The following is an 11,824-nucleotide window of genomic DNA, read 5'->3' on the forward strand; positions in this document are numbered from 1 at the left end:
CCGGCGTGGCCGCCGCCGCGGACCGGATGGTCGCGGACCTGCGCGCGGCGGGCCTGACGATCGAAAACGTCTCGATCGCCGTTCGGGGCGAAATGACCGCGACCACGTCCGTGGTTCGCCTCTCCGTCGAGCTGCGCGGCCGTGAGGACAGCGAACAAGATGACGACAGCACACGGATCGAGGTCACCGGGAAAATCGGTGATGTGGCGTGCGACAGTCATACGCTGACGCCGCCGGCCGCCGACATGGTGACGAGGATGGCCGATGCGAAGGCCCAGGCCGATATCGGCTTTCCGATATCGCAGGTTGCGCCGCCGCCCAGCGCACCGAACGGACCAACGTGTAAGCTTCCGGAAAAGCCCCGTTCGGAACCGGAGCCCCTGCACAAGGGCCCGCTTTCGAGTGACGAGCGAGCCCTTGTGCGCGACATGCTCGAAAAGGGCGCGACCGGGAAAGACATCGCCGCGCGCCTGAACCGCGATCCACGCCAGCTTGGCGGCGTCATCGGAGCAATGCGCAAGCAGCCCCGGAAGCGGGTCCTGACACCCCCTGCGCCGAAAGCGGCAGCATCGCCCGCGCCTAGGCCCGATCCGGAGCCTCCGCGATCGGCACCAGCAGCGGCGCCCGTCGCGGAACCGCCACGCGCTGCGGCGCCACGGTCCGACGCGGGACCGGACAACACGACTTCGGCGCGCCTGCGGGACCTGCGGCAGCGGCTCGACGCGCTGGACGGCGTCGACGGCTGGAACGCCCAGCGCGATGTTGCGCTGATCGGCTCGCTGTTCATGGGCGAAGGGCTGGACGCGGCGACGGTCGCATCCGGCGCGGCGTCGCGGGCCGATGCACGCGCGCGTTTCGATGCGCTCTGCCCGGACAAGACGATCGCGGCGCAACAGGACCTGTTCAGGGAATTGAAGCGCCGCGCGGGCGACGCGGAGGAAGCGTCATGATCCCCCGCACGGGCGATCGTCGTCGCCATCCCATCCGCACCGCCGAGAGCGCCGACCAGATCGACCCGCCGCTGGCATCGGTCTGGTCCGACCGCAACCGCGCCGACGCGCGCTGCGCCCTGATCCGCCGCTGCCTGCTGTGGGCCTGCATCGCCGCCATCGTCGCCCTGTGGGCATGGGCCGCGGTCTACGCGGCGGGCGCGGGCCTGACCGAAAGGATGCCGATATGACCGAGATCGACGCACACATCTTCCCCGGCGCGTCCGGGCTGTGGCACATGGCGCATCCCGATTTTCCCGAATTGTTCGTGTCGGGCGAAAGCCCGGATGAAATCCGGCAGGCCGTGCTGCCGGTCGCGGTCAAGATGCTTCAGGCCTACAAGCGCGATGCGCTGGAACTGCGCGCCGAACGCGACGCCCTGCGCCAGCAGCTCGAGGCCGCCGAATGCCACGCGGAGGCGCTGGAGGACGCGCTGAACGAACCGCTCTGGCGCTTCGACAACCCGATCGCACCCGTCGCCCTGGTCGGCGCCGCGCTGCTGCTGGGCTGGCTGCTGTGGAGGGTCGTGGAATGGACGATCTGACCGAGATCGACACGAGCACAGATGCCGTCATCGTTCTTGCCGCTGCGCTGCCGCACAATCCGTCGCTGGAAACCAAATGGCTGGCCGGCAACACCCTTGCCGAACTTGCCCGGGAACGCGACCGCCTGCGCGAGCTGCTTGTAGCCGCCGAGAGCCATGCGGCGGAATTGAACGAGGCTATTTTCAGGATCCAAAGCTCTTTTTCTGCTGCAGCCGCATCTGCCGCGGCGACGACCGACCTGATCTATTCAGCGCGCAACGGCGACACCGCAACAAGAAACGTGACTGATGGCGAGACTGTCATGGGCCTTGCGGCCGCACTTCGCCAAACCATGGCGCTTGCGAAATCGCCGCTCGGTGCGGATTTGCGCGAGGCGCTAGATGAATACCTCGAAGACAGAAATTCCGTGAAAACGACCGGATTCGAGGAACGAAGAGCGCGCCTCAAGGCGGTGCCGTCGCCTAAAGACCCCCATATCAAGGCCGCCCGTGTGCGCGAAATTTGCGGCGGCATCTCGGACATGACGCTATGGCGCTGGCTGGAGAACGCCGAAATGGGCTTTCCGCGTCCGGTTTACATCGGCCGTCGCCGGTACTGGCGCGAAGCCGATGTTGTGGCGTGGCTGGAACTTCAGAGGGAAAGCACATGACCAACAGTCTCAAAGATCTGAACGATCACCTGTTCGCGCAGCTCGGGCGACTGTCCGGCGACGACATGACCGCGGAACAGATCACCCAGGAAGCGCAACGCGCCGATGCGATGGTGTCTCTGGCCGACCAGATCACGCGCAACGCGGACCTGCAGCTCAAGGCGGCGAAGCTGTTCGCCGAACATGGCAACGTCGTCCTGCCGATGCTGCCCCAGATCGCGGGGCCGAAGGAATGAAGGGCCGCCACGTTCCCTACAGCGCGGCCGAGCTTGCCTGGATCGAACAGCGCAAGGAACAGCCGCGCCGCCAGCTGCACGCGGCGTTCTGCGAGGCTTTCGGGCGGAGCGACGTGTCGTTCGACAACTTCAAGGCGCTCTGCACGCGCCGGGGCTGGAAGACCGGTCGCACTGGGCGGATCGAGCCCGGAGCGACGCCGCACAACAAGGGGGTCAAGGGATGGCGCGCGCCCGGCTCGGAAAAGGGCTGGTTTCGCAAGGGCGAGCGGAGGGGCAAGGCTAACCGCCTTTACAAGCCGATCGGCACGGAACGTGTGAACAGGGACGGCTACCTCGAGCGCAAGGTGAACGACGACATGCCGCTCCAGGCCCGCTGGCGCGCCGTGCATCTGATCGAATGGGAGCGCGTGAACGGTCCAGTGCCCGATGGCCACTGCCTGAAATGCCTGGACGGCGACAAATCGAACACCGACCCGTCGAACTGGGCGCTGGTCCCGCGCGCCATGCTGCCGCGCCTGGCGGGGCGCTGGTCGCTTGGCTACGACGAGGCCCCGCCGGAACTGCGCCCGACCATCCTGGCCGCCGCTCGCCTGCAGCACGCCGCCCGCGAGCGGCGGAAGGGTGACAAGACATGACGGTCCGCCTCAAGGCGGACGACATCCGCGCGGCCATGGCAAAGCGATGGTCCAATCCGGAATGGGCGATCATGTGGGAAGTTGGCGAGGGCACGGGCGCGAAGTCCGGTCGCTATGCTGACGCTGTGATGATGAGCCTGTGGCCGTCGCGCGGTCTTGAACTGCATGGCGTCGAAATCAAGGTGACTCGCGCGGACTGGAAGCGCGAAGCGGCTGATCCGTCCAAGGCCGAGGCCATCGCGCGCTTCTGTGATCGCTGGTGGATACACACGCCGCCGGGTATCGTGGATGACCTGTCCGACCTGCCGCCCGCATGGGGCCTGCGGGAGTTCGACGGCAAGGCCTGGAAAACGATCCGCGAGGCTGACAAGACCGAAGCCGCGCAGGTCTCGCGCCCGTTCCTTGCCGCCATGCTTCGCCGCGCGGACGGGCTGATGAAGGGCATGATCCGCGAAGCCATGCGGGAGGCGGATGAAGCCCGCTATGCCGAAATGGAGCGCGCTCGCGCTGGGATCGAAAGTCGCGTTTCGAAAATGGTGAGCGCCAGAACCAAGGATCTTGAAAGGGCGGCCGAGAATGTCGCGGCCTTCGAGGCTGCCTTCGGGAAGGGCTCTTCGACTGGATGGAGTTGCCGCCCGGAGGCATGGGGCGCGGCGGCGAAGGCGCTGGCGAACGTCGGTGCCACTGGATACGGCCCGCTGGCCGAGCGGCTACGGAAGGCGGCAGATGAGATTGATGCGCTGGCCGCACTTTCCCGCGCCGCCGATGCGGAAGGGGGTGCGGTGTGAGCGATGCGATCATCAAGCCGTGCCCGTTTTGTGGCGACCCAATGTTTCGCGGTAAATTCGGTGACAGCATCCAGCACGTCGATCAGGGAAAATGTCTGATCGGCTCAATGGCGGTGCCTGTCGAGCGGATAGCTTTCTGGAACACCCGCGCCACCGACGACACCGGCTTGGCGATAGACGAATGGCGCGCGATGCTCTGCGCGCCGGACGGGACCCGCGCCACCGAGGCCGAAGCGGAGCTTGTCCGGTCGGCGAGCGAAAAGAACGAGCTCCGGTTGATGGTGGATGCGCTGGAGGCGGAGCGGGATAATCCACCGCGAGTCCGGCCCCTCATTTGGGAAAGCCCGAGCAACATCAACAACTGGATATATCAGGCTCATGCGCCTTGGGGAACGTATGGCATCCACATCTGCGGCGGAAAGCACCAAGCATGGCTTGAAGCGCACGAGAAACCGTACGAGCGCTGGCTAGGCGATGGATATGTTGGATCAGTGATGGAGGCGCAAAGCGTTGCCGACCTAGATCACCGGCGCCGCGTACTGGACCTGCTCTGCGACCGCGCCGCACTGACCGGGGAGCCGCAGGGATGAGCGACAGCACTGGATTCGTCGCTGGGCTTGGCCGATGCGGCACCACGATGGTCATGGCGATGCTCGACGCTGGCGGCATTCCCGTCGCCGGTGAGCCGCCAGACTACGAGGACATGAGACTGCGCCCCGGCATCACGGACACGCGCTGGCTGGCTGGTCAATCCGGAAGGGTGGTGAAATGGATCGACCCCACGACGACCTTCGTGCCTGACGGTCGGTATGGACCCATCGCATGGCTGGATCGCAACCCGGAAGAACAGGCGCGCAGCCAGCTTAAACTGGTGGCGGCCGATCAACCAGGAATGTCCGTATCTCGCCGCCTGCGCCGCGCATGGGTCGCGTCTTTGCGCGGCGACCGAGTGAAAGCGCGGCGAGAGGTGCAGCGCCGGGGCACCGTGCTGACACTCAGCTTCGAGGCGATCCTGCGCGACCCGCACAAGTCGGCCGAGTCGCTTGCCGCGCACTTCGCCTTGCTTGGAGCGCTCGACGTGGCGCGCGCGGCTTCCGTGGTTGAGGCGCGGTCACCGGCCTGCACTCCGGACCTGCACATGGAGGCGCGGTCAATTCGCGCCCTGACCGGGGCTGGCAAGGGATGAACCAGGACACCCAGAGATACTACGACGCCGCGGCCAAGGTGCTCGACGGCCGCGATCCCATCGCCGATCGCGGCGAGATCATGGTCACGCTCGAGGGCGCCGTGACGGCCGTCCTGCTGATGGTGATGAACGGTGACCCGCGCAAGGCCGCGGGGATGCTCAACGAGGGACTGGTGCAGGGGGTCGAGGGCCGCCTGGCGCTGTGGGCAAGTCGGAAACAGGCAAAGGAAACGCCATGACGAAAATGCTGTCGACCGAACCCTGTGCGGGGGGGGGTGAGATGCCTCGCATGAAATACACCGCAGCGGTCGAAGCGCTGAAGGCGGGCGACAGGCTTCGCGTGACGCTGCCGAACCCGGAACGCGCAAACGACCCCGGCGAATTCTACCTGGAACGCGGGGGCCCCGTGACGGCCGCGACGTTCCGCCGGCTCGTGCCCAACCTTCACCCCCAGGCCGACGGCCTGTTCGCAGACGGCCCGTCTCAGACCTACACCTGGAAGGACGCCACATGACCGAGAACACCGACGCAGCCTACAACGTGACGGCCGACGAGCTGCGCCAGTTGATCGAGCGCTGGGAAAGGCTCGATGCCGAGCGCGCCGAGATCGTCGATCAGCAAAAGGAGGTGATGGCCGAGGCGAAAGGGCGCGGCTACGACACCAAGGTCATGCGCAAGGTGATCGCCCTGCGAAAGCGCGATCGCGACGACATAGCCGAAGAGGAAGCGATCCTCGAAATGTACAGGGAGGCGCTCGGGCTATGACGGATCGCGCCGTCGCGACCCCGGATCGAAGGCAGAGCCCCAGCACCGTCGCGCGAAAGGCCGCGGCGGCGATGGTCGACCGGTATCTGGCCCACGGCGTGATGATACGCACCTACATCAACCCGCGCGGCGAGGTCGTGGTAGAACCCCTGACCGATCGGCGCGAAGACGGGCTGGACGGAGTCACCTGGTGAGAGACTATCCCGGCACCTACCGCAAGGGTTCCACCTGGTACTTCCGGTACCGGGGGCACTATTGCGGCAAGCTGCCGGGCCGGAAGGGCTCTCCCGAATTCGTCGCGGCGATGCGGCAGCACCAGGCGCGGATCGACGCCGGGCACACGCCGAAGCCGCAGAAGCGCACGATCCGGAAGCTGATCACGAGTTATCGAAAGGCTGAGCTGCCGAAGCGCGCGCCGCGCACCCAGAAGGACTATCTGCGCGTACTCGAATACCTCGAGGCAAAGGCGGGCGACCAGCCTGTCACCGCGGTCGAGCGGCGGCACGTCATCGCGATGCGCGACGCGCAAAGCTCCGTGAAGTTCGCGCGGGACTGCATCGCCGTGATGTCGGTCCTCATGGAGCATGCGATCGACATCGGTTGGCGCGCGTCCGGATCGAACCCCGCCAAGGGCGTGAAGAAGCCGAAAACCCCGGACGAGGACGCATTGAACCGCGAGCCGTGGCCGGCGGACATGCTGACCGCATACCGCGCGGAAGCGCCACTGGGCACCCGCGAACGGCTTGTCATGGAGCTCTGCATCGGAACCGGTCAACGGATCGGCGACGTCTTGAAGATGCGTTGGAGCGACATCGAGGACGGCGCGATCAGGGTAAAGCAGAACAAGACGAAGAAGCGGCTTCTCGTACCCCCGACTCGCCTGCTGACAGAAGCTCTGGCCGCGACGCGCCGCCGGTCGGTGTTCATGTTGACCAATCACAAGGCGACGGGTCCGTGGTCCTACCGCGGCGCATCGGCCGCGATCTTCAAGGTGCGCGAGAAGATCGGCGCGGCCCGGGGCGGCATGGACATCCACGCGTGGCGCCATAACGCCGCCAGCGAACTCTGGCTTCTGGGCTGCACCGTGGACGAGATTGGCGCGATCACCGGCATGAGCCCGCCTATGGTCCGGCACTACACCGCGACCGTGACCCAGATCGAGGCCGCCCGCCGCGCCCAGGAACGGCGCGAATGACCGCGGGAACAGAAAACGAACGTGCGAAACGGGGTGCGAAACCCTTTTCCGCCCCTTGTCGCGGCCCGAAAAAGGCCATATGAACACCGGGCTTGGCGAGTTGGCGGAGTGGTTACGCAGCGGATTGCAAATCCGTGTACACCGGTTCGATTCCGGTACTCGCCTCCAGTATTTTCGGTTATTTGCAGCGTCGCGCAGGCATGCGCGGGTGCTTTGGTCGGCTTCTTGGCGGCCGCGGGATAGCTTTTCCTCCCATTTGTCGATTCCACACGCACTGCCCCCGCATGGCCTCTGCCCGCCGGGCGGTGATCCTGCCCCGTGCCTGGTGCATCCCGGAGCCGGATTGACCGGTGAGGGCCTTCGCGGTCCAAGTGCAGTGCCATGCTCGATGGAGGTCGCCGCTGGCAAGGCTGCCCGCCCCATACACGATGGGCATCTCGGCCCTCGACGCCCGATGCCGGGAGCGGGTGCCGCTGCGCTACTCGCCCCGGCAGTTGCCGACGCGGCTGTCCCTGTCCGCGCCCTGATCCGCAGACTGTCTACGTACCCCCCGACGGGCCAAGAAGATTGGCCGCCGGGGGAACACCGCCTGGTCAGCACGTGGCAACAGGCACGTCCCGCGAAGCGGTCTGGGCACGACGCGGATGCAGTCCGCGTCGTGCCCAACCGGGTCGGGAGGATCCCGGCCCGCCAGCGCGGCCCGGTCAGCCCGGTCCCGCGAGGCGTTCGATGCCGCGGTCGATGGACACGGCGAAGACCAGCAGCAGCCCGGTCACGATCAGCCGCGCCTCGTTCGCCACGCCCATCAGGTTGAGCCCGTTCGACACGGTGGCGATGATGAGCGCGCCGAAGAGCGCCCCGATCACCCGCCCGCGTCCACCGAAGAGGCTCACCCCGCCGATCACCGCCGCGGCGATGGATTCCAGCAACAGCGCCCCGCCGCCGACCCCGCCGCCCGACGACACGGACACCCCGAGGATGCGGGACGCCGCGAGGATGCCGCCGAAGGCCGCCAGACCGCCCGCGATGGCGAAGGCCGTGATCTTGATCCGGTCGACCTTGACCCCGGCGCGGCGGGCGGCCTCGGCGTTGGCGCCGATGGCATAGAGATAGAGCCCGAAGCGGGTCTGCCCGGCGACGTAGCTCATGACGCCCAGCAGCACCGCGAACAGGATCAGCGGCATCGGCAGGCCGCGCTGCTGGTCGAGAAACAGCGTGACCGCCGCAAGCCCGAGCGCCACACCGCCCACGGGCACGATCACCGTACCCATCAGCGGCGCGTCGAGGCCCTGCGCGCGCCGCTCCCGCAGGTCGGCCAGTTTCAGCACCAGCATCCCGGCGATTCCGAACATCACGAGCACCCAAGCGAGCGGCCCGCTGACGAAGGTGCCCGCCAGCGTTTCGACCCCCGTGTCGAGCAGGTTATAGCGCCCGGTATTGGGCAGCATGAGCAACTGCCCGCCGTTCAGCACCAGGCCCACGCCCAGCGTGACCACGAAGGACGGCACGCCGATCAGCGTGACCCATCGCCCCGAAGCGGCCCCGATGAGCACGCCCAGCCCGATCCCCAAGGCGATGGCCAGCGGCACGGGGAGCCCGAAATCCACCACGCCCTTGGCCATCAGCACCGCGCTGATCCCGCTGGTGGCGGCGACCGAAAGGTCAATTTCGCCCACCAGCAGCACGAACACCAGCCCCAGCGCGATGATCCCCGTCACCGTGGACTGGACCAGCAGGTTGTTGATGTTGCGGGATGTCAGGAACACGTCGCTTTGCGTGGCGAAGAACAGCCACAGCGCGAGAAGCCCCAGCGCCACGGGCAAGAGCCGCAACTCGTTGCCCAGCCGTTCCGACAGGCTGCGCCGCGGCGTGGCGGTCGGCGTCGGGGTGTCGACGGTTTGCGTCGTCATGTCATCGTCCTTGTCTGATGCATCGGCCCGGTCACCCGGCGGCGTTCACGGCGGCGTCGCCGCCGACCATGGCGTTGACGACCTGTTCGCCGGTCACGGCCTTGCTGTCGAAGCGGCCCGCGTTGCGCCCCAGCCGGAGCACTTCGATCACGTCGGTATTGTCGAGCACGAAATGATGGATGTCATGGCTGATGACGAGCACGGCCAGCCCGTGGGATGCGAGTTCGCGCACCAGATCGCCCACCTGGGCCGCCGCCGAATGGCTGAGCGCGGCCGTCGGTTCGTCCAACAGCACGACCTTGGGTTCCCACAGAATCGAGCGGGCGATGGCGATGTTCTGGCGCTGCCCCCCCGACATCGCGCCCACGTTGCGGGTCAGCGAAATCCCGTCCAGCCGCAGGCGCCGAAGCACGTCACGCGCGCGGCGCTCGGCCTCGGCGCGGCGGATGCGCCCGGCGGAATACCATGGGCCCGTCAGTTCACGGCCAAGGAACAGGTTCTGCACCGCGTCGAGATTGTTGCACAGCGCAAGGTCCTGATAGACCGTCTGCACGCCCATCTCGGCCACGGCGGCGGGGCCCGCGGGATGCACCTCCCGGCCTTCGAAGAAATACTGCCCCCGGTCGGGGCGCAGCACGCCGGACATGGTCTTGACCAGCGTGGACTTGCCCGCGCCGTTGTCGCCCACCAGTGCGACGACCTTGCCCGGTGTCAGGTCGATGGACACGTCGCTCAGCGCGCGGACACCCCCGAAGGACTTGGAAATCCCGCGCAGGCTCAGGATCGGCTGCGTTTGTCGGTCTGTCATCTGGCTCCCCCCGGATGCGGCCTGTGGACCGGCCCGGCGGCGTCGCGCCGCCGGGCCGGGCGGGTTACATGTTCTGCTGGCAGACCGGCGTGTCCTCGGCCCCTTCGCAGACCTGCGCCCATGTATAGAGCCCGGCATCGACCACGACCCCGAGATTGTCGATGGTCACGTTCTCCACATCCAGAAACGCCGCCGGCACGTCCATGTACCCGTTATTGACCTCGCCATTGATGAGATCGGCGGGGATGGGATCGCCGTTCAGGACGGCCACGGCCATGTCGGCGGCCACATTCGCCATGATGCGCAGGTCCTTGTAGATCGTGTTGTCCTGCCAGCCGCGCACGATGAACTGCATCGCCTCGATCGTGGCGTCCTGCCCGCCGGTCACGATCACCTCGCCGGGGCGGTAGCCCTGGCTGATGAGCGCCGAGACCGCGCCGCCCGCTGTGCCGTCGTTCATGCCGATGAACATGTCCACCGCGCCACCGGTGCGGGTCAGGCAGTTCTCGGCAAAGGCCTGCGCCTCGACCGGATCCCAGTTGCGGGTAAAATCCTCGCAAACGACCTCCACCTTGCCGCTGTCGATCAGGGGCTGAAGGTATTCGTTCTGACCGATCTCGAACTGGGTCGTGCCGTATTCGCCCTGGTTGCCCTTGACCCGGCCGATGCGCACCGACGTCTGGTCCATCGCTTCGATAAGCTCGGCGGCGCGTTTGCCCTGGGCCTGCCCGATCACGCGCGGGTTGAAGACGACATGCGCCTCGGCCTTGCCGCCCACCGCGTCGTGTTCGTACAGGATCACGGGCACCCCGGCCTCCTCGGCGGCAGCCAGCGCGCCGGCCGCAAGATTGGCATCCGACGATGTGAACATGATCAGATCAGCGCCTTGCGTCAGCGCGTCCTCGACCAACCGCTGCTGGCGCACGGGATCGCCTTCGCCATTCTGCACGGTGACCGTCGCCTCGGGCATCCGATCCTGCATTGCGGCCACGAACAGCGGTCCGTCGCGGCGTTCATAGCGGATCGTGGTCGTGTTCGGCAGCATGAAATAGACCTGCGGGCCGTCCTGCGCCGCAGCGGGAAAGGCCCCCGCCCCGGCGGAGAGTAGCGCCATTACACCGGCCGTCTGGAAAAGTCGCGTCGTGATCGTCGTCATCTGGTGTTCCTCCCTTGGGTTGATCGCGCCGCCCGGACCCCGTCCCCGCAAGGCCCCGGCGCTGTCTTGACGGTCTTGCCCTCTAGTCGTGCGGGGCTGGCAATGGCGTGGCTTCGTAGCAGCCAAGCACACCATGGTCGAAATCGATGACGGCGCCCGTCATGATCCCGGATTCGGGGCTGGCGAGATGGACGATCCAGCGCGCCACCTCGTTCATGTTCAGCAGGCGCCCCGCGGGCAGCGCCCTGCCCGCCTCGGCCTGCCAGCCGTCTGGCATGTCGTGGAATGTCTTCTGCGTGGCGTCCTCGGCCGGGGTGTCCATCCAGCCGATGGCGAGCGCGTTCACCCGGATGCCGTCGCGCGCAAGGCTGAAGGCCGCGTTCTTGACCGTGGCCACGAGTGCAGCCTTGGACGCGGCATAGACGGTCAGGAACGGCACGCCGCCATGGGCCGTGACGGTTGCCACGTTGACGATGCTGCCCGGCTTGTCCATGGCGCGGAAATGCTTCGCTGCGTGCTGGATCAGGAAGAACGGTGCTCGGGCGTTGATGGCGAAGGTGCGTTCCCACAGATCCGCATCGCCGTCGAGGATGCCGCCCCGATCCGTGATCCCGGCGGAGTTCACGAGGATGTCGAAACTGCCGAATTCCGCGATGGCCCGGTCGATCAGCGCCTTGCAGTCGCCAAGATCGGACAGGTCGGTCTGCTGATAGACGACCCGTGCGCCATCGGTGGTCAGATCGGCGGCGGCAGCTTCGCCTGCGGCGGCGTTGCGTCCGCAGATCACGGCGCCCTTCAGGCCCCGGCGCAACATCAGTTTCACCGCTGCCAGCCCGAGCCCCTGGGTCGATCCGGTCACGACGGCGACCTTGCCCGCAAGCTGGTCGGTCAGGGGCAAGTCGGTTTCAGCGGCGGCATGGGTGGCGGCATCACCGAACGGATTGGTCCGTTGTGTCATGGTC

At 66.9% G+C, this 11,824-nt stretch carries 18 protein-coding genes and 1 tRNA gene; 15 read left to right on the forward strand and 4 right to left on the reverse strand.

Translation table 11 applies throughout. The features are described from left to right. The first annotated feature begins 5 nt into the window (after positions 1 to 5). The 15 genes from DDE13_RS04540 (at position 6) to DDE13_RS04610 (ending at position 7,156) form a co-directional block, all read left to right on the forward strand. Positions 6 to 950, forward strand: a complete 945-nt coding sequence (locus tag DDE13_RS04540) for a helix-turn-helix domain-containing protein (protein ID WP_162630855.1) — start codon at positions 6 to 8, stop codon at positions 948 to 950. Next, a complete protein-coding gene (locus DDE13_RS04545; RefSeq protein ID WP_111401924.1) occupies positions 947 to 1,180 on the forward strand; it encodes a hypothetical protein in 234 nt (77 codons plus the stop codon). The genes DDE13_RS04540 and DDE13_RS04545 overlap by 4 nt, the downstream gene beginning before the upstream one ends. Further along, positions 1,177 to 1,533 carry a hypothetical protein gene (locus DDE13_RS04550; protein ID WP_111401926.1) on the forward strand — a complete coding sequence of 119 codons (357 nt, stop codon included), beginning with the start codon at positions 1,177 to 1,179 and terminating at the stop codon, positions 1,531 to 1,533. The genes DDE13_RS04545 and DDE13_RS04550 overlap by 4 nt, the downstream gene beginning before the upstream one ends. Further along, positions 1,521 to 2,183 carry a helix-turn-helix transcriptional regulator gene (locus DDE13_RS04555; RefSeq protein ID WP_111401928.1) on the forward strand — a complete coding sequence of 221 codons (663 nt, stop codon included), beginning with the start codon at positions 1,521 to 1,523 and terminating at the stop codon, positions 2,181 to 2,183. The genes DDE13_RS04550 and DDE13_RS04555 overlap by 13 nt, the downstream gene beginning before the upstream one ends. Beyond that, complete coding sequence (locus DDE13_RS04560; protein ID WP_111401930.1) at positions 2,180 to 2,419, forward strand: hypothetical protein; 240 nt, start codon at positions 2,180 to 2,182, stop codon at positions 2,417 to 2,419. Before DDE13_RS04555 ends, DDE13_RS04560 begins: the two co-directional genes overlap by 4 nt. After that, the gene (locus tag DDE13_RS04565; protein ID WP_111401932.1) at positions 2,416 to 3,054 is read left to right on the forward strand and encodes an HNH endonuclease signature motif containing protein; all 639 of its coding nucleotides are present in this window, start codon (positions 2,416 to 2,418) and stop codon (positions 3,052 to 3,054) included. Before DDE13_RS04560 ends, DDE13_RS04565 begins: the two co-directional genes overlap by 4 nt. Next, positions 3,051 to 3,842 carry a hypothetical protein gene (locus DDE13_RS04570; RefSeq protein ID WP_111401934.1) on the forward strand — a complete coding sequence of 264 codons (792 nt, stop codon included), beginning with the start codon at positions 3,051 to 3,053 and terminating at the stop codon, positions 3,840 to 3,842. Before DDE13_RS04565 ends, DDE13_RS04570 begins: the two co-directional genes overlap by 4 nt. Further along, positions 3,839 to 4,432, forward strand: coding sequence for a hypothetical protein (locus DDE13_RS04575; protein WP_162630856.1), 594 nt, complete (start codon positions 3,839 to 3,841; stop codon positions 4,430 to 4,432). The genes DDE13_RS04570 and DDE13_RS04575 overlap by 4 nt, the downstream gene beginning before the upstream one ends. Further along, complete coding sequence (locus DDE13_RS04580) at positions 4,429 to 5,028, forward strand: hypothetical protein (RefSeq protein WP_111401938.1); 600 nt, start codon at positions 4,429 to 4,431, stop codon at positions 5,026 to 5,028. Before DDE13_RS04575 ends, DDE13_RS04580 begins: the two co-directional genes overlap by 4 nt. After that, positions 5,025 to 5,267 (forward strand): hypothetical protein, encoded by a 243-nt coding sequence (locus tag DDE13_RS04585; RefSeq protein ID WP_111401940.1) that lies wholly within the window; start codon positions 5,025 to 5,027, stop codon positions 5,265 to 5,267. The genes DDE13_RS04580 and DDE13_RS04585 overlap by 4 nt, the downstream gene beginning before the upstream one ends. A 50-nt stretch (positions 5,268 to 5,317) precedes the next feature. Continuing rightward, a complete protein-coding gene (locus DDE13_RS04590) occupies positions 5,318 to 5,542 on the forward strand; it encodes a hypothetical protein (RefSeq protein ID WP_162630857.1) in 225 nt (74 codons plus the stop codon). Further along, positions 5,539 to 5,793, forward strand: a complete 255-nt coding sequence (locus tag DDE13_RS04595) for a DUF2312 domain-containing protein (protein WP_111401944.1) — start codon at positions 5,539 to 5,541, stop codon at positions 5,791 to 5,793. Before DDE13_RS04590 ends, DDE13_RS04595 begins: the two co-directional genes overlap by 4 nt. A 71-nt stretch (positions 5,794 to 5,864) precedes the next feature. Beyond that, positions 5,865 to 5,987, forward strand: a complete 123-nt coding sequence (locus tag DDE13_RS23550) for a hypothetical protein (RefSeq protein ID WP_268951226.1) — start codon at positions 5,865 to 5,867, stop codon at positions 5,985 to 5,987. Further along, entirely contained in the window at positions 5,984 to 6,988 is a 1,005-nt protein-coding gene (locus DDE13_RS04605; protein WP_111401948.1) for a tyrosine-type recombinase/integrase, read from the forward strand. The genes DDE13_RS23550 and DDE13_RS04605 overlap by 4 nt, the downstream gene beginning before the upstream one ends. A 94-nt stretch (positions 6,989 to 7,082) precedes the next feature. Further along, a tRNA-Cys gene (locus tag DDE13_RS04610) sits at positions 7,083 to 7,156 on the forward strand. 536 nt (positions 7,157 to 7,692) lie between these two features. Here DDE13_RS04610 and DDE13_RS04615 read toward each other — a convergent pair. The 4 genes from DDE13_RS04615 to DDE13_RS04630 all read right to left on the reverse strand — a co-directional run bounded on the left by DDE13_RS04615 (position 7,693) and on the right by DDE13_RS04630 (position 11,820). Next, positions 7,693 to 8,898: a sugar ABC transporter permease gene (locus tag DDE13_RS04615; protein ID WP_111401950.1), complete on the reverse strand. Its 1,206-nt coding sequence runs from the start codon at positions 8,896 to 8,898 to the stop codon at positions 7,693 to 7,695. Between the two features lie 31 nt (positions 8,899 to 8,929). Beyond that, positions 8,930 to 9,706 carry an ATP-binding cassette domain-containing protein gene (locus DDE13_RS04620; protein WP_111401952.1) on the reverse strand — a complete coding sequence of 259 codons (777 nt, stop codon included), beginning with the start codon at positions 9,704 to 9,706 and terminating at the stop codon, positions 8,930 to 8,932. 64 nt (positions 9,707 to 9,770) lie between these two features. Continuing rightward, positions 9,771 to 10,862 carry a substrate-binding domain-containing protein gene (locus DDE13_RS04625; RefSeq protein ID WP_111401954.1) on the reverse strand — a complete coding sequence of 364 codons (1,092 nt, stop codon included), beginning with the start codon at positions 10,860 to 10,862 and terminating at the stop codon, positions 9,771 to 9,773. An 82-nt stretch (positions 10,863 to 10,944) separates the two neighbouring features. Next, positions 10,945 to 11,820, reverse strand: coding sequence for an SDR family oxidoreductase (locus tag DDE13_RS04630; protein WP_111401956.1), 876 nt, complete (start codon positions 11,818 to 11,820; stop codon positions 10,945 to 10,947). Between the last annotated feature and the right edge of the window lie 4 nt (positions 11,821 to 11,824).

The organism is Meridianimarinicoccus zhengii (assembly GCF_003254465.1).
Lineage (GTDB): Bacteria > Pseudomonadota > Alphaproteobacteria > Rhodobacterales > Rhodobacteraceae > Meridianimarinicoccus > Meridianimarinicoccus zhengii.

Coding starts and splice junctions, on each gene's coding strand:
- DDE13_RS04555 (WP_111401928.1), top strand. CDS start 1,521: ATGGACGATCTGACCGAGATCGACACGAGCACAGATGCCGTCATCGTT.
- DDE13_RS04570 (WP_111401934.1), top strand. CDS start 3,051: ATGACGGTCCGCCTCAAGGCGGACGACATCCGCGCGGCCATGGCAAAG.
- DDE13_RS04565 (WP_111401932.1), top strand. CDS start 2,416: ATGAAGGGCCGCCACGTTCCCTACAGCGCGGCCGAGCTTGCCTGGATC.
- DDE13_RS04590 (WP_162630857.1), top strand. CDS start 5,318: ATGAAATACACCGCAGCGGTCGAAGCGCTGAAGGCGGGCGACAGGCTT.
- DDE13_RS04560 (WP_111401930.1), top strand. CDS start 2,180: ATGACCAACAGTCTCAAAGATCTGAACGATCACCTGTTCGCGCAGCTC.
- DDE13_RS04620 (WP_111401952.1), bottom strand. CDS start 9,706: ATGACAGACCGACAAACGCAGCCGATCCTGAGCCTGCGCGGGATTTCC.
- DDE13_RS04615 (WP_111401950.1), bottom strand. CDS start 8,898: ATGACGACGCAAACCGTCGACACCCCGACGCCGACCGCCACGCCGCGG.
- DDE13_RS23550 (WP_268951226.1), top strand. CDS start 5,865: ATGGTCGACCGGTATCTGGCCCACGGCGTGATGATACGCACCTACATC.
- DDE13_RS04545 (WP_111401924.1), top strand. CDS start 947: ATGATCCCCCGCACGGGCGATCGTCGTCGCCATCCCATCCGCACCGCC.
- DDE13_RS04580 (WP_111401938.1), top strand. CDS start 4,429: ATGAGCGACAGCACTGGATTCGTCGCTGGGCTTGGCCGATGCGGCACC.
- DDE13_RS04630 (WP_111401956.1), bottom strand. CDS start 11,820: ATGACACAACGGACCAATCCGTTCGGTGATGCCGCCACCCATGCCGCC.
- DDE13_RS04585 (WP_111401940.1), top strand. CDS start 5,025: ATGAACCAGGACACCCAGAGATACTACGACGCCGCGGCCAAGGTGCTC.
- DDE13_RS04595 (WP_111401944.1), top strand. CDS start 5,539: ATGACCGAGAACACCGACGCAGCCTACAACGTGACGGCCGACGAGCTG.
- DDE13_RS04625 (WP_111401954.1), bottom strand. CDS start 10,862: ATGACGACGATCACGACGCGACTTTTCCAGACGGCCGGTGTAATGGCG.
- DDE13_RS04550 (WP_111401926.1), top strand. CDS start 1,177: ATGACCGAGATCGACGCACACATCTTCCCCGGCGCGTCCGGGCTGTGG.